The sequence below is a fragment of the Rhizobiales bacterium NRL2 genome, from assembly GCA_001664005.1.
Lineage (GTDB): Bacteria > Pseudomonadota > Alphaproteobacteria > Minwuiales > Minwuiaceae > Minwuia.
Genome location: CP016093.1, coordinates 3,352,311 through 3,366,838 on the forward strand (window position 1 = coordinate 3,352,311; position 14,528 = coordinate 3,366,838).

The following is a 14,528-nucleotide window of genomic DNA, read 5'->3' on the forward strand; positions in this document are numbered from 1 at the left end:
CCGAAATCATTCGAGCCGCCGTCGCGTCCATACGAGCTGGGCCATCCCACCGTCAGCGGCCTCAAACATGGCCGCAGAGATCGGTTCCACCATACTCGGATCGTCCAGGCGAACGCTGAGATAGTCCCGCGGGTTTTCTCCGCTCGTGCGCTCGCGCCAGGCAGCCCCGAGTTCCGAGCGCCCGGCGAACACCCGGAAGTCCGGTGCCCGGTCGTTGTCGCGGTTGTCGTTGGGGACGAACCGCGCCTTCACGTCGATGGTGAGTGTGCGGATGGTCCCGGTCCAACCGCCGTCCTTGGTGGGCGTAAATGTCCCGATGATCGACATGGCTTTGCCTCCTTCCGTTAACGGTTAGCCGCGCTTCGGGGACGAGCGCTCTCGTCGCGCCTTCGCAAATCCGCGGTCGGCGGCGAGGAAGCTCTCCAGCATGTAGGGGATGAGCTCGGCGACGGGCTCCGCCTCGCCATAGGTCTCGCGGTAGAGCTCGGCATAGGCCTGGAGCGCCTTGTTCAGCTCGGGCGTGACCGTGACGGTGATCTTGACCGGCGTCCGGTCGGGGAGCTTGGACAGCTTCAGGTCGGGCATGGCTCTATTTCCTCCGTCAGCCGCGATAGGGTCTCAGCACCAGGTCCTTGTGGACGATGACACGCAGCGGCCAGCCAGGCCGGACGGTGATGGTCGGCTGGATGTTGAGGTTGCGCTCGGTGATGCGCTGGCCGGCGCGGTTGGCGTCGCGCTGGGCGGACTCGCGGATCGCCCGGAGGAGATCGCCTTCCTCCCCGCCGAAGGTCAGCTCGGTGCCGACGCCCAGCAGCGTCGAGAGCGCCACGCCGGCGACCAGCCGCCAGGTGTGGTAGTCGACCTCGTCCTCGAGCCCGGCATAGCCCGCGGTGTCGGTCGCCGGCAGGTTCTCGATCACGACCGAGGAGCCGTCCGGCATAACGATCCGGTTCCAGATCACCAGCGCCCGGCTCTGGCCGAAGGCGACGACACTGTCGTACTTACCGATCAGGCGCGCGCCCTGCGGGATCAGGAGATGCCGGCCGGTCGGCGTGTCGTAGACGTTACCGGTGACCTGGGCGATAACCAGTCCCGGCAGGTCGGAGTTGATGCCTGTAACGAGGCTCGCCGGGATCGCCGTGCCGGCCATCACCACGTAGGGCGAGATGAGATCCTGTAACGGATGCGGGTTGTAGACGGCGTCGTCGACACGCTGCTCCAGGAAGTCGAGCTTGCGGCCCTGATGGTTCTGGTCGCGAGTCGGGTCGAGCGCGAGGCGGTTGCCGGCATCCGAATCTACGGTCGAGCGATCGGTACCCTGCCCCGCTGCCGGGTTCGTCGTTGTATCGTCAGCTCCCTGCCGTGCGGAGATCTGAAAGAACACTTCCGACTCGCGTGCCTTCCGCGCCTGCTGCGCGAGACGCAGGCGTTCGGCCCGGGCGGCATCGGCTTCCGGGTCGGGGCGGAACGCCGTGCCCGCACCCCCCGGCGGGACCACGCCGAGGTTGCGCTCCATGTCGACCACGGGCGGCCCGACGTCGCCGGGTAGCGGCGGTCCGAGTGCGGGCGCCGACTTCGGCATGTCCCCATAATCACGGGGCAGCTCGGCCAAACCTTCGGCGGTCGGCTTGTTCTGGGTGCTGTAGAGTTCGTCGCCGCGCCGGTCCTCGCGGAACGTCGGCGGGTCGAGCGCGACCAGTGTCGCGCCGAGAATCGCCGCCGAGCCGAGTGCCGCACCCGCAATCAGGACCTTGCGGTTGAAGCGCGTGACGGGCCGCGGCCGGGCTCGCAGCGTCAAGCTCTCCGGGTCGGTCTTCGGCGGGTTGCCGCCCGGTTCGGCCTGGTCCGACATCACCGGACCTCCGTCTCGTCCCGCGCCGGCGCCGCGTTCACCTGGCGCCCGTCCGTGCGATTGATCCGGACCACCTGTTGCGGATCCTCGCCGAGGCGAAGCTCGGCCGCGGCGAACAGGCGGTCGACGATGTAGTAGTTGCCGCGTACCCGGTAGTTGACGAGCTCCGCCCCGCCCTCGGGGCCGACCACGAACAGTGGCGGCGCCTCGCCCTGGTCGATGCGCCGGGGGAACTCGATGTAGACCTTATAGGTGTCGTCGAACGCCCGCAGCGGTCGCCACGGCGGATTGTCGCCGGTGATCTCATAGCGGAAGCGCAGGCGATCGAGCGCGAGATCCTGCGCGACACTCTGCGTCTCGTTCGCCCGCTCGTTCTGCCGGCGGAGGGTGACGAGCTCTTCCTGCGGATAGTGCCAGGAGACCGAGGCCATGTAGGTCTCCTCGGTGCTCTCCAACTCCAGGTGATAGGCGCGCCGGTCAGTGGTGATGACGAGGTTGGTCCGCAGGTCCGGCGCCACCGGCTTCACCAGCACATGGACCTGCTGCCGCTCACCGGTGCCGCTGGTGGTATCGCCCACCACCCAGCGCACCGTGTCGCCGGCCGAGACCGCGACCAGCTCCTCACCCGGCTGCAGCGCAATGTCGCTCACCTGCTCCGGCGACGCATAGAGGCGGTAGAGCGCGCCCTTCGTGAAGGGGTAGACTTGGATTGCGTTGATATAGCCGTCCTCGGTCGGCTCCAGGCGCGCGGCATCGTTCGCGTCGTCGACCCGATCCTTCGGCGGCCTCTTGTCGGGCGAGGCCGGCTCGTCCTTCGGCGCCGGCTTGAGCTGACCGGGCAGCGGCAACGGTTCGGGCACCGCGACGATCTCAACCGGCTTCGGCGGCTCGGGCTCGACGGCGGCAGACGCAAAATCGCCGGTATCGTAGGTGATCTCCGGGGGCGGCGTGCCCTTGGCGGCACAGGCAGCGAGCGCCAGCGCCGACACGCCGCAGAGCAGGATGCGAACAGGAGTCATGGCGATTCTCCGGGGTTGAGCTCGCGCGACCAGTCGAGGCCGTGCACGTAGATGCCAAGCGGGTTCTTGCGCAGCGTCGCCACCTCGCGCGGCTGGCGGATGACGATGGAGAGGATGCCGGTCCAGCGCTCGGTCTTGGCGAGGCTGCCGCCCTCCCAGGTCCGCTCGGTCCATTTCACCTGGAAGGACTCGTCCGAGGCGCGCACCACGCTCGTCACCTCGACGGAGACGCTGCGCTCGCCCACCGCCTTGAACGGGTCGTTGACGCGGGCGAACTCGTTGAGGGTCTGGGCGGCTCGGTCGGTGGCGTAGTCGTAGGCCTCGAGCCAGCGCTTGCGCACGACGATGGGGTCGATGGAGAGCGAGCGGACGTTGCGCACGAAGCGCGCCAGATGGTGGGCGATCTGGGCATCGGTCGGCTCGTAGGGCTGGATGGCCGGCGCCACGGCCTGGGCGGCGCCGAGCGCGTCAACCTCGACGACATAGGGCGTGATCCGGCTCTGCGCCGACTGCCAGATGAGGGCTCCCGCGAATCCGGTGGCGAGCGTCAGGCAGAAGAACGCCATGAGGCGCCAGTTCCGCGCCTGCACGCGCGCCGAGCCGAGACGTTCGTCCCAGAGCTGGGCCGCTTTCTGGTACGGGGTGACGGGCTCGGGGGTATCGCCATAGCGGTTGGTCGCACGCCGGAACATGGCTCACTCCCTCTCGGACAGGTCGGGATTGGCGCCGGCGCCGGGCCGGTCCCCTTCCCGAACCGCCTGCTCGGTCGAATGAAGGCGGGCGCGGCGGCGCTGCTCCGCGCGCAGGCGCCGCGCCCACATCGGGACACCACCATCGCCCGGCGACGCAGAGGCGATTGCGGGACCACCTGCCGATCGCCCGCCACCGGTCGCCTGCCACGCCGCAGCGCGGCCGCGCTGCGCGCTCTCGGTGAAGCCGCCGACCATGTGCGCGCCGGCGGCACGGGCCGTGCCAGCCCCTGCGCTGGCGACACCGGCCATACCGGCAGCCACGCCAGCCGCACCGGTGGCGCCCGACGCGGCCTTGCCCATCCCGTAGGCCGCACCGGTGCCGGCAGAGAGCGCCGTCCCGGCGCGCACGGCGGACAATCCGCCCGCACCGGCCATACGGGTGATACCGAGCGCGGCCGTGCCGCCGGCGAGCGTGCCCCCGGCCACCGCGCCCGCCGTGCCGACGGCGGCACCGGCCCCCAGTTGAGGTGCGCCGGAGACCAGGCCAGCGGCAATGCCGGGCCCGAAGATGCCGAGACCGAACAGCGCGAGTGAGGCCAGCACCATGGACATCGCCTGCTCGAGGCTGGGCTCCTCGCCGTCGAGCGCGCCGATGAAGTCGCCGAACAGGGTGGTGCCGATGCCGATGATGACGGCGAGCACCATCACCTTGATGCCGGAGGCGACCACGTTGCCGAGCACCCGCTCGGCGAGGAAAGCTGTCTTGTTCCAGAGCGCGAAGGGCACCAGCACGAAGCCGGCAAGCGTGGTCAGCTTGAATTCGATGATGGTGATGAAGAGCTGGATGGCGAGAATGAAGAAGGCGAGCACGACCACCAGCCAGGCGAAGACCAGCACGACGATCGTCACCGCGTTGTCGAAGAAGGTGGTGAAGCCGAGGAGCTCGCCCGCCTGCCGGATCAACGGATAGGCGGCCTCGAACCCAGTGCCGGCAACGAAACCGGGCCTGAGAAGATCACCGGCACTGAGGCTGTTGTTGGTCGCCTGCAGGCCGAGGCCCGAAAATGAATCGAAGATGGTGCTGGCAAAGAACTGCCAATTGTTCAGGATCAGCGCGAAGGCGCCGATGTAGAGCACCTTGCGGATGAGCCGGGCGAGGACGTTGGAGCCCTCGTCCAGCGCCCACCAGAGTCCGGCGAGCGTGATGTCGATGGCGACCAGGATGGAAGTGAGGAACGCGACGTCGCCCGTCAGCAGACCGAAGCCCGAGTCGATATAGGTGACGAAGGTCTGCGTGAAGCGGTCGATGACGTTGATGTCGTCCATGGCCAGTCGCCTCGCTCACCTCAGTCAAGCGGCGTGTAGGCCTTGCCGTCGCCGAGGAAGCGGTCGAACTGGGCCCGCGCCTGCTCCTGAGCGGCGGCCGTCCGGGCGCGCTCCAGCGCCTCGGCCCGGTATTGCGCGGCGACCAGCTCCTGGGTCTGGAGCTGCTGCTTGGTCGAGAGCGCGACGAGTTGGTTGGTCGCCTGTTGCGCCTGGAGACTGCCGATGGCGGCCTGGGACTCGGCGACGAGGCGCGCGAGCTCGCCGCTATCGGCCTCCACGTTCTGCACGACCTCGGCCTGCACCAGCATGGTCTGGCGCAGCGCGTCCATCGAATGCTCCCAGCGGCCGCGCGCGTCGCGGGCGAGCTCGTCGGTGGTGACGGTCGCCGCGTACTCCTTGGGGTAAAGCCGCGCGAATTCCTGCTCGGTGCGATCGACCCGAAACGCGATGCCCTCGGCCTGCGCCATCAGCAGGTTGATCCGGCCGAGCGCCGCCTGGATCGCGCCGAGGGAGGAATAGTCGAGGCGCTCCAGGTGCTTCGCCATATTCTGCAGCATCAGCACCTGGTTCTGCAGGCTGCGGATCTGGTTGTTGATCTGCTGCAGTGCCCGGGCGGCCTGCAGGACGTTTTGGCTGTAGTTGGAGGGATCGAACACGGTCAGCGCCTGCGCCGGCTGGATCGAGACAAGGGCGAAACACATCGCGAGGCACACAACAGCGAGATGCCGCTTCATGGCTGTCCTCCTTGTTCGGTGGGGAAGTCACACAGCAGGTCCGCCGCCCAGTCGAGGTCCCGTGCGAGGAGCCAGGCTTCGGCGAACCGTTCCGATCCGGCTTCCGCCAGCACACGGTCGACGAGCGCCTGGTCGGACGGCTGGGAGGCCGCGCAGAAGGCGAGCGCCACCGGCCCGAGGCCGAGCTCGAACAGCCGGTTGCCGCGCCAGGACTGCAGGTAGTAGTCGCGCTTCGGCTGGGCGGCGGAGATCAGCTCGACCTGACGGGCATTGAGGCCGAAGCGCTCGTAGGCGTCCCGGCTCTGCGGCTCAAGCGCCCGGTCGTTGGGCAGGAAGATGCGCTGCGGGCAAGACTCGATCAGCGCCGGCGCGATGCTGCTGTCGGCGATATCGGCGAGCGACTGGGTGGCGAAGACGACGGCGACGTTCTTTTTGCGCAGCGTCTTCAGCCAGTCGCGGATGCGCCCGGCGAATAGCGGGTTGTCGAGGAAGAGCCAGGCCTCGTCGAGCACGAGCAGCGTCGGGCGCCCATCGAACCGCGCCTCCAGGCGGTGGAAGAGATAGGTCAGCACCGGCAGGACGGCGCCCGCCTCCTGCATCAACGCTTCCATCTCGAAGCACTGCACGTCGGCCAGCGCGAGCGCGTCCGCCTCGGCGTCGAGCAGCGCGCCGTAGGAACCTTCGAGCGTGTAGGGTGCGAGTGCCGACCGCAGAGCATTCGACTGCAGGACGACAGAGAGCCCCGTAATGGTGCGCTCCGCCGGCGGGGCCGAGGCGAGGTTGCCGAGCGCCGACCAGACGACCTCCTTCACTTCCGGCGTGAGGACGACCTTCTCGTGGGCGAGCAGGCCGGCGATCCACTCGGCGGCCCAGCTCCGGACCACGGGATCGTCGATGTGCCGCAGCGGCTGGAACGCGAGCGCGCCGCCGATGCCGAGCGCATGGTGCCGTCCGCTCATGGCGAGCACTGCGGCGCGGGCGGAGCCGCCCTTGTCGAAGATATAGACCTGGGCGCCCGCGTAGCGCCGGAACTGCAAGGCCATCAGCGCCAGCAGCACCGACTTGCCGGCGCCCGTCGGACCGACCACCAGCATGTGCCCGACGTCGCCGACATGGGTCGAGAAGCGGAACGGCGTGGTGCCGCCCGTCTCGGCGAGCAGCAGCGGCGGTCCGTCGAGGTGGTCGTTCCACGCCGGCCCGGCCCAGACCGCGGACAGCGGCACGAGATGCGCCAGATTCAGCGTGTGGACCAGTGGCTGGCGGACGTTGGCATAGACGTGTCCCGGTAGGCTGCCGAGCCAGGCCTCGACGGCGTTGACCGTCTCTCGGATGGTGGTGAAGCCGCGCGCGTTGATGACGCGCTCGACCGCGCGCACCTTTTCGGCGGCCTGGGCCCGGCTCTCATCCCAGACCGTGACGGTCGCAGTCAGATAACCAAAGGAAACATGATCGCCGCCCAGCTCCTGCAGCGCCGCGTCGGCATCGACCGCCTTGTTATCGGCATCGGAGTCGAGGAGCGGCGCCGGCTCGTTGTAGAGCACCTCGCGCAACAGCACGCCGATCGACTTGCGCTTGGCGAACCACTGGCGCCGCATCCGTGTGAGCGCGCTGTTGGCCGCGGTCTTGTCGAGCGGGATGAAGCGGGTGACCCAGCGATACGGGAAGCCCAAGTGGTTGAGGTCGTCGAGCAGCCCAGGCCGGGTCGTGTTGGGGAATCCGAGCACCGTGACGGTACGGAGGTGATGCTCGCCAAGCATCGGCTCGAGCCCACCCGCGAGCGGCGTGTCGGCGAGCACTGCGTCCAGGTACATCGGCGTCTCCGGCACGGCGACCGGATGCTGCCGGGTCGAGACGGTGCCGTGCAGGTAGGTGAGCGTCTCGGCGTCGTCGAGCGGTGCGCAGACCGGCATCAGGCTGGAGAGCAGGTCGAGCGCCCGGTCGGTCTCGGCGACGAAGGCCTCGAGAGGGTCGCGGTAGTCGATGCCGCGCTCGTCGGGCGGCGTCTCCAGCAGCGCCCGCTCGGCCCGGTTCACCTGGTCCGGCGGCGGGAGATAGAGGAGCGTCAGATGATAGCTGCTCTCGAAGTGCGCCCGGCCTCGATATGCCGATTCGCCGTCATGCGCGCCCATGGTTTGCTCGAATGCGGCGCGGCGCTCCCGGTCGACCAGCCAGGACGCCGGATCGGGGAACTCGGACGCCGGATAGCTGGGCGCGGGGTGACGCTCGGCCTCGAAGAACAGCGCCCAGCCCGAGCCGAAGCGCCGCAACACGTTGTTGAGCCGCGCGCAGGTGGCGACGAGTTCGGGCTCGGTGGCGCTCTCCAGGTCGGGCCCGCGGAAGCGGAAGGTCCGCTGGAAGCTGCCGTCCTTGTTGAGCAACACGCCGGGCGCGATGAGCGCCGCCCAGGGCAGGTAGTCGGCAAGCCGCTGCGGCTTGCCGCGGTATTCGGCGAGGCTCAGCATCCGAGCCACCCCTTGTTCCGGAGGTGGCGGCTCAGCACCTGGCCGAACTGCGGATCGCGCTTCGCCGCAAATACCGCGAGTGAGTGGCCCATCGCCCAGACCAGGAGCCCGGCGATCCAGAGCCGGAGGCCGAGGCCGAGCGCGGCCGCCAGCGTGCCATTGACGATGGCGACGGTACGCGGTGCACCCGCGAGCAGGATCGGCTCGGTGAGCGCGCGATGCAGCGGCACCTCGAAACCATCAGCGTGGTCCGTCATGTGACCAGCGCCCCGCCGCCGAAGGAGAAGAAGGTCAGGAAGAAGCTCGTCGCCGCGAAGGCAATCGTGAGACCGAAAACGATCTGCAGCAGGCGCCGGAAGCCGCCCGAGGTGTCGCCGAAGGCGAGCGAGAGGCCGGTGATAATGATGATGATCACCGCGATGATGCGCGCCACCGGCCCCTCGATCGATTGCAGGATCGATTCCAGCGGCGCCTCCCACGGCATGCCCGAGCCGGCGGCGAACGCCGGCGTGGCGATGCCGAGGACAACGAGTGCGGCCAATGCCGGGAGTGCAATATGCCGATGGCAGGGTTGACGCATGAGCCTGCTCCTCCGATTCACAAGGTGCTTAGACGGGCCGGCGAGAGCTCGACGACGCGGTAGTCGCCATGGGCGTCGAGCCCCTCGACCCCGGCGATGGTCTCGACGCGGCGCCCCTCGCCCCGGCCGCGGATGAAGACCACGAGGTCGATCGCCTGGGCGACGAGCCGGCGGGGTACCGTGACCACCGCCTCCTCGATCAGCTGCTCCAGCCGGTAGAGGGCCGAATGGGCCGCGTTGGCATGGACCGTGGCGATGCCGCCGGGGTGGCCGGTGTTCCAGGCCTTTAGCATGTCGAGGGCTTCCGGTCCCCGGACCTCGCCGACGATGATGCGGTCGGGCCGGAGCCGTAGGGTCGAGCGCACGAGGTCGGCGAGGCCGACCACACCCGGCTTGGTGCGCAGCGCCACGCAGTCGGGTGCCGCGCATTGCAGCTCGCGCGTATCCTCGATCAGGATCACCCGCTCGTCGGCCCGCGCGATCTCGGCGAGTAGGGCGTTGGCAAGCGTGGTCTTGCCCGAGCTGGTGCTGCCCGCGATCAGGATATTGCGCCGGTCGCGGACGGCCCGGCGCAGGGCGTCCGCCTGCAACGGCATCATGATCCGACCCGCGACGTAGTCCTCGAGCGTGTAGATCTTGGCCGCCGGCTTCCGGATCGCGAAGCAGGGCGCGGTCGAGACCGGCGGCAGCAGCCCCTCGAAACGCTCGCCCGTCTCCGGCAGCTCGGCGCTCACCACCGGATTAGCGGCATGGGCCTCGACGCGGAGATGGCTCGCCACCAGGCGGATGATCCGCTCGACCTCGGCCGCCTCCAGCCGCTCGCCAGTGTCGACCCTGCCCTCGCCCAGTCGGTCGAGACGCAGGCTGCCGTCCGGGTTCACCATCACCTCGATGACGGCGGGATCGGCGAGCGCCACGCCGATGGCCGGGCCCATGGCCGTGCGCAGCATGGCGCGGCGACGCTGGCGGCTTTCCGCGTGCCCGTCGGTGCCGCTCATGGCTCGGCCTCCTCCTCGGACGTCTGCGCCAGCACCTCGCCCGCCAGCGTCCGGCCGCCGGCAATGCGCCGGCCGACCTGGTCGATGAAGGCTTGGAAGCGCTCGTGGCCGAGCGCGCGGGCGGCCTCCTGGTCTGCTTCCGGGAGCGGCGCCGTCACGGTGAGGTAGTAGCGGACGAAGAGCGCCAGGCTCTCCAGCAGGATCTGCTGGTCGCGTTCGATCCGGTTGAGCTGGCGGCTGAACCGGTCGAGCCGGACCTTGAGGCGATCATCGAGCTCGGTGGCGCCGCGCCGCGCGAGGAAGCTGCGCAGCGCGTCCGAGACGATCGCCGACTTGGACGAGCCGGGCTTGGCGGCAAGCGCTTCGAGCTGCTCCGTCAGCTCGTCGTCGAGATAGAGGTGATGGCGCGGTTTCATGGCATCCCCTCAGAATCCCGGCAGCAGGTCGTCGTCGCGTCGGCCCGGGTCGCCGTCGATACCGTAGGCGCGGGTGACGGTGGGGAGCCTGCGGGCGCGATCCATGGTCTTGGTCTGGGCAGGGGCGTCGGCCTCGTCGTCCAGGAGGTCGAGGTCGCTCTGCCGCGCGGGTTCGACCGGCTTCGAGACCTCGGGCTCCGGCATGCCGGGATGGCGCTGGTGCTGCAGCCCGCCCTCGTCGTCCGCGTCGGCGAGGCCGAGTTCGCGATCCGCCGCGGCGGCAAGACGGCTGTCGGTCCCGCGGATCCGCCCGGTCCAGTCGCCTACGCGCGGCGCCGGCCGGTCGCGGTAGCCGTTCTCGGCAAGCGCCGGCGCGTCCGCGATCCGAGCGGTGAAGTTGCCATCCTCGTAGTAGCGGAGCTTTTTAGCGCGGAGCGGCGGCAGGCCGGAGACGAGCACCAGCTCGTCGGAGGGTGGGAGCTGCATGACCTCGCCCGGCGTCAACAACGGGCGCGCCGTCTCCTGGCGCGAGACCATGACGTGACTGAGCCAGGGGGCGAGCCGGTGGCCCGCGTAGTTGCGCTGCGCACGCAGTTCGGTGGCGGTGCCGAGCGCGTCGGAGATGCGCTTGGCCGTGCGCTCGTCATTGGACGAGAACGCGATCCGGACATGACAGTTGTCGAGGATCGCGTTGTTTTCGCCGTAGGCCTTGGAGATCTGGTTCAGGGACTGCGCGATCAGGTAGGCGCGGATGCCATAGCCCGCCATGAAGGCCAGTGCCGTCTCGAAGAAGTCGAGGCGGCCCAGCGCCGGGAACTCGTCCAGCATCATGAGGAGTTGATACCGGCGGCGCTTATCCGGACTGCCTTCCAGGCGCTCGGTCAGTCGCCGCCCGATCTGGTTCAGGACCAGTCGCACCAGCGGCTTGGTGCGGGAGATGTCCGACGGTGGGATGACCAGGTAGAGCGAGACCGGCCGCTCGGCGTCCACCAGGTCGGCGATGCGCCAGTCGCAGGCGGCGGTAGTTGCCGCGACGGTCGGGTCTCGATAGAGCCCGAGGAAGCTCATGGCGGTCGACAGCACGCCCGAGCGCTCGTTCTCGGACTTGTTGAGCGCCTCGCGCGCCGCCTGGGCGACCACCGGATGCACCACCGGATTCTGCGGCGTACCCAGATGGTTGGTCGCCATCATGGCGCGCAGCGTGTGCTCGAAGGACCGGCGCGGGTCGGAGAGGAAGCTCGCGACGCGCGCCAGCGTCTTCTCCTCTTCGGCGTAGAGGACATGGAGGATGGCGCCGACCAGCAGCGTGTGGCTGGTCTTCTCCCAGTGGTTCCGGCGCTCCAGCATCCCTTCCGGGTCGACCAGGATGTCGGCGATGTTCTGGACGTCGCGGACCTCGTGCGGCCCCTTGCGCACCTCGAGGAGCGGGTTGTAGCGGGCCGAGCGCGGGTCGGTCGGGTTGAACAGCAGGCAATGCGAGAACCGCGACCGCCAGCCGGCCGTAAGCTGCCAGTTCTCGCCCTTGATGTCGTGGATGACGGCCGAGCCGGTCCAGGACAACAGCGTCGGAATGACCAGCCCCACGCCCTTGCCCGAGCGCGTCGGTGCGAAGGCCATGACGTGCTCGGGACCGTCGTGGCGCAGGTAGCCGCCTCCCAGCCGGCCGAGGAACACGCCGCGCGGCTCGAACAGGCCAGCCCGCTCCACCTCCTTGCGGGTCGCCCAGCGCGAGGAGCCGTAGGTGGTGACGAACCGCCCCTGCCGCGCCCGCCACAGCGAGCCGACGACGGCGACCACCGTGCCGAGCAGACCACTGGTGCCGGCCAGCAGGCCCGCGCGCCGGAACAAGTCTGGTGCATAGGGCTCGTAGGCGTACCACCACTCGAACAGGCGCCAGGGGTAGTAGACCGGCCACTGCAGGAGTTCGAACCAGGGCGCACCGAGCCGCGGCTGGTAGCCCAGCATCGCCGCGGTCCATTGCGTCGTCGCCCACACCCCGCCGATCACAATGGCGAAGACGATGAGCGCCTGGCCGATGAGGAGCTTGGTCGGTGTCATGCCCTTGAGTCCACACGTCGGCGCGACTTGTGCGTCGCGTCACGCCCCAAGAGATTCCTCAGACCGGCGGAATCGAAAATCGCATTTATTTACGCTGATCTACGCTCTCTTCGGCGCTTGCCAAGTAGGGGTAATAAGAGCGTAGCTGGCCGAGCGAAACGTGGAACTGAATTCGAGGACGGGGTAAAATCCTCACCTAAACGACATCCGAGTTCGAAGACGGCAGACGGTTGCCGCGGAAGAGGGATTCGGTAGGCAAGATTTGCATTTAGGGAGCTGGTGAATGAAGGCGCGATCAGCCCTTCTCGGTCTCATCATCTGGACCGCTGTCGTGGCTGCGGATGCCACGCAGGCCTCAGCCGCAGATTCGAGCGCGTACCAGGTAAGTGGGTTCAGGCTTGGAGCGACCGTGGAGAAGATCCAAGCAGCCGCGACCAAGAGTGGTCTCATCACTCAGAATGTCGTCCGTGGTCCGTCCTTCGAGCAAGCGATCATGCAGGCGCAGAGCAAGCTGATCCCAGGGCGGGACTACGCAGGTGTACGGATGGTTCGGGCGCGAGGTGAAGCGGCCGAGGCTCAAGTCACGTTCGCACCAACGCCAGAAGGTCCGCGGGCGATCAAGATCGTATACGATGTACTGCCTGGTGGCCCCGACATACCGACACTGGAAGCCAAGCTCCTCAATGACTACGGTGCGCCGAACCAGAGGAGCGAACGGGAATGGGTGTGGGGCGACACGGGGGCCTTTTACAGCCGCAAGAACGCTTATCTTGAATTTCGGCCGAACCCGGTCAGCGCCGGCGTACGAAGGCCTATCGCAACCTTGATCCTCGCTGACCCGGCCCTCCAGGAGCGCTCTCGGGAAACTATTGCTGTCGAAGCAGCAAAAGGTAGCTGATTAATACCTCCTCAGCGGCTGCAAACGATGAAGAGTTTTGCCTTACGCGGAGCTAGAAAGCCCAACGCTTGCCTGAAAGAGGTCGTTCCTTGTGTTGGGAAGATTGTCGGAAATGGGTGGATTTCGGGCTTTCGCTGCGCTCCGCCTCAATGCTCGTAAGGACCGATTACCAGCTCTGCCGTTGCCAGAGAATTGCCCGATCCTGGCTGAGCAATCCGTTCGTCAGGGCTGGGACATCAATTCAAGGCGAACGCTCTCTCGTGGTGATCACCCACAGCCGTTCTGCGAGTTTCCGAAGTCACCGGTAGCGAGCCCCTTCCTGCCGGCAGTGCTCCAGAACCCGCTCGATCCAGCGGTCATACCAGACCCACGTGTTCTTGTAATCGCCCTGGCAACCGTATCCCTTCGCTGGGTTCTTTGCGTCGAGTTCCTGCATGAGCTTCGTGTGGTCCCCGGGGCCGAATTTCGGGAAACCAGCCTCCTTGACTGCCGCGAGCACGTCCTTCCTGATGAACCGCGCCCGGTTCACCTCCTTGAAGATCACCTCGCCGACCTCTTGTGCCGTATCACTGCCAGGCTTCACGGTAACAACCGCGACATCAGAGCCGGCAGCCTTCTTCGCGGCGACGGGCACGAAAGCGACCTTGAGGCGGAAGGCCGGGTCCTTAACTTGGTCGTCGGACAGTCCATGCTCAAACGCGCTGATGAAGGACGAGACATGCAGGGGCAGTGAGGACGCCGTCTTCAAGCTGCTCCGCTGGTCAGGCCCAAACGACACGAACTGGAGAGCGATCGGCAGTCGCTTCTCAAGACCGAACTGCTTCCCGAAGAACCCCTTCAGTGCATCGTTGAAGTTCAGGGCACATGACTGGAGCTCAGCGCCAACCGCATCATCGATGCGGCTGGTCGACTGGTGCTCAATCTCGTTCCGTAGCTCGATGAGAAAGCGAAGGTTCGTCTTCGCTCCCTCGGAGAGCGGGCACTTGCCCGTGCTGATGCACTGGCTCAGATCCCAGTAGCGGTCGGCGCCGTGGGCCGTCTGCTTGCCCTTGTATTTGTAGGGGATGCCCTCGCGCTTGTAGTAGGCGTGAAGCAAGTAGGTCCAGGCGACGATGGCGGTCGTGATGAAGAGTTCGGCGCGGAACATCAGTCCGGCGGAGTTAAAGGTGTGGACTGCGGCGATCATAGCTTCTCGGGCCTTGATCAGGAGTTCGTCGCCTCGGGCGCTCAAGCCTGTTCCGGGGTCGACATCGGGCCAAGTCGACAGGAACTCGTCGAGGGCTTCGTCGGAAGCAGGCTTGACGCTCTTGTGCTTCTTCCTCGCCCTGATCTCTCCTATGAGTCGGTGGTTAATGGAGCGGGTCGGGCGGGTGAAGTAGGCCAGAATGTCCTGATCGTTCGTGAAGCCGCCCCCGCGATGAATCATCCCCTTGACGATCTCGACCTCCCACCGCTCGAGGGTGTTACCGCGCCGCCGCTTGATTCTTCTTGGT

Annotated in this window: 15 protein-coding genes; 1 reads left to right on the plus strand and 14 read right to left on the minus strand. The window is 67.6% G+C overall.

Annotated elements, in window-relative coordinates:
* Positions 1-6: 6 nt before the first annotated feature.
* The 13 genes from TEF_15610 to TEF_15670 are packed head-to-tail and all read right to left on the minus strand — an operon-like array spanning position 7 to position 12,137.
* A complete protein-coding gene (locus tag TEF_15610; GenBank protein ANK82056.1) occupies positions 7-327 on the minus strand; it encodes a hypothetical protein in 321 nt (106 codons plus the stop codon).
* Positions 328-351: 24 nt separating this feature from the next.
* Positions 352-585 carry a transposase gene (locus TEF_15615; GenBank protein ID ANK82057.1) on the minus strand — a complete coding sequence of 78 codons (234 nt, stop codon included), beginning with the start codon at positions 583-585 and terminating at the stop codon, positions 352-354.
* A 16-nt stretch (positions 586-601) separates the two neighbouring features.
* The gene (locus TEF_15620; GenBank protein ANK82058.1) at positions 602-1,852 is read right to left on the minus strand and encodes a conjugal transfer protein TrbI; all 1,251 of its coding nucleotides are present in this window, start codon (positions 1,850-1,852) and stop codon (positions 602-604) included.
* Positions 1,852-2,871, minus strand: coding sequence for a P-type conjugative transfer protein TrbG (locus tag TEF_15625; protein ID ANK82059.1), 1,020 nt, complete (start codon positions 2,869-2,871; stop codon positions 1,852-1,854). Before TEF_15625 ends, TEF_15620 begins: the two co-directional genes overlap by 1 nt.
* Positions 2,868-3,563 carry a conjugal transfer protein TrbF gene (locus TEF_15630; GenBank protein ID ANK82060.1) on the minus strand — a complete coding sequence of 232 codons (696 nt, stop codon included), beginning with the start codon at positions 3,561-3,563 and terminating at the stop codon, positions 2,868-2,870. The genes TEF_15625 and TEF_15630 overlap by 4 nt, the downstream gene beginning before the upstream one ends.
* A 3-nt stretch (positions 3,564-3,566) precedes the next feature.
* Complete coding sequence (locus tag TEF_15635; protein ANK82061.1) at positions 3,567-4,889, minus strand: P-type conjugative transfer protein TrbL; 1,323 nt, start codon at positions 4,887-4,889, stop codon at positions 3,567-3,569.
* Between the two features lie 20 nt (positions 4,890-4,909).
* Positions 4,910-5,623, minus strand: a complete 714-nt coding sequence (locus TEF_15640) for a P-type conjugative transfer protein TrbJ (protein ANK82062.1) — start codon at positions 5,621-5,623, stop codon at positions 4,910-4,912.
* On the minus strand, positions 5,620-8,085 hold the full coding sequence (locus tag TEF_15645) for a conjugal transfer protein TrbE (protein ID ANK82063.1): 2,466 nt from the start codon (positions 8,083-8,085) through the stop codon (positions 5,620-5,622). Before TEF_15645 ends, TEF_15640 begins: the two co-directional genes overlap by 4 nt.
* Entirely contained in the window at positions 8,079-8,342 is a 264-nt protein-coding gene (locus TEF_15650; GenBank protein ANK82064.1) for a conjugal transfer protein, read from the minus strand. Before TEF_15650 ends, TEF_15645 begins: the two co-directional genes overlap by 7 nt.
* Entirely contained in the window at positions 8,339-8,665 is a 327-nt protein-coding gene (locus TEF_15655; GenBank protein ANK82065.1) for a conjugal transfer protein TrbC, read from the minus strand. Before TEF_15655 ends, TEF_15650 begins: the two co-directional genes overlap by 4 nt.
* A 17-nt stretch (positions 8,666-8,682) precedes the next feature.
* Positions 8,683-9,663: a P-type conjugative transfer ATPase TrbB gene (locus tag TEF_15660; protein ID ANK82066.1), complete on the minus strand. Its 981-nt coding sequence runs from the start codon at positions 9,661-9,663 to the stop codon at positions 8,683-8,685.
* Positions 9,660-10,079 carry a CopG family transcriptional regulator gene (locus TEF_15665; GenBank protein ANK82067.1) on the minus strand — a complete coding sequence of 140 codons (420 nt, stop codon included), beginning with the start codon at positions 10,077-10,079 and terminating at the stop codon, positions 9,660-9,662. Before TEF_15665 ends, TEF_15660 begins: the two co-directional genes overlap by 4 nt.
* A gap of 9 nt (positions 10,080-10,088) precedes the next feature.
* The gene (locus tag TEF_15670) at positions 10,089-12,137 is read right to left on the minus strand and encodes a conjugal transfer protein TraG (GenBank protein ID ANK82068.1); all 2,049 of its coding nucleotides are present in this window, start codon (positions 12,135-12,137) and stop codon (positions 10,089-10,091) included.
* A gap of 283 nt (positions 12,138-12,420) precedes the next feature.
* Here TEF_15670 and TEF_15675 point away from each other — a divergent pair, with 283 nt between their 5' ends.
* Positions 12,421-13,035 (plus strand): hypothetical protein, encoded by a 615-nt coding sequence (locus TEF_15675; protein ID ANK82069.1) that lies wholly within the window; start codon positions 12,421-12,423, stop codon positions 13,033-13,035.
* Positions 13,036-13,333: 298 nt separating this feature from the next.
* On the opposite strand, the gene TEF_15680 is transcribed toward TEF_15675, so the two are convergent.
* A complete protein-coding gene (locus tag TEF_15680) occupies positions 13,334-14,518 on the minus strand; it encodes a hypothetical protein (GenBank protein ID ANK83536.1) in 1,185 nt (394 codons plus the stop codon).
* Positions 14,519-14,528: the final 10 nt, after the last annotated feature.

Bases quoted from the DNA above. Each gene is read 5' to 3' on its own strand.
- TEF_15610 (ANK82056.1), bottom strand. From the start codon at position 327: ATGTCGATCATCGGGACATTTACGCCCACCAAGGACGGCGGTTGGACC.
- TEF_15615 (ANK82057.1), bottom strand. From the start codon at position 585: ATGCCCGACCTGAAGCTGTCCAAGCTCCCCGACCGGACGCCGGTCAAG.
- TEF_15620 (ANK82058.1), bottom strand. From the start codon at position 1,852: ATGTCGGACCAGGCCGAACCGGGCGGCAACCCGCCGAAGACCGACCCG.
- TEF_15625 (ANK82059.1), bottom strand. From the start codon at position 2,871: ATGACTCCTGTTCGCATCCTGCTCTGCGGCGTGTCGGCGCTGGCGCTC.
- TEF_15630 (ANK82060.1), bottom strand. From the start codon at position 3,563: ATGTTCCGGCGTGCGACCAACCGCTATGGCGATACCCCCGAGCCCGTC.
- TEF_15635 (ANK82061.1), bottom strand. From the start codon at position 4,889: ATGGACGACATCAACGTCATCGACCGCTTCACGCAGACCTTCGTCACC.
- TEF_15640 (ANK82062.1), bottom strand. From the start codon at position 5,623: ATGAAGCGGCATCTCGCTGTTGTGTGCCTCGCGATGTGTTTCGCCCTT.
- TEF_15645 (ANK82063.1), bottom strand. From the start codon at position 8,085: ATGCTGAGCCTCGCCGAATACCGCGGCAAGCCGCAGCGGCTTGCCGAC.
- TEF_15650 (ANK82064.1), bottom strand. From the start codon at position 8,342: ATGACGGACCACGCTGATGGTTTCGAGGTGCCGCTGCATCGCGCGCTC.
- TEF_15655 (ANK82065.1), bottom strand. From the start codon at position 8,665: ATGCGTCAACCCTGCCATCGGCATATTGCACTCCCGGCATTGGCCGCA.
- TEF_15660 (ANK82066.1), bottom strand. From the start codon at position 9,663: ATGAGCGGCACCGACGGGCACGCGGAAAGCCGCCAGCGTCGCCGCGCC.
- TEF_15665 (ANK82067.1), bottom strand. From the start codon at position 10,079: ATGAAACCGCGCCATCACCTCTATCTCGACGACGAGCTGACGGAGCAG.
- TEF_15670 (ANK82068.1), bottom strand. From the start codon at position 12,137: ATGACACCGACCAAGCTCCTCATCGGCCAGGCGCTCATCGTCTTCGCC.
- TEF_15675 (ANK82069.1), top strand. From the start codon at position 12,421: ATGAAGGCGCGATCAGCCCTTCTCGGTCTCATCATCTGGACCGCTGTC.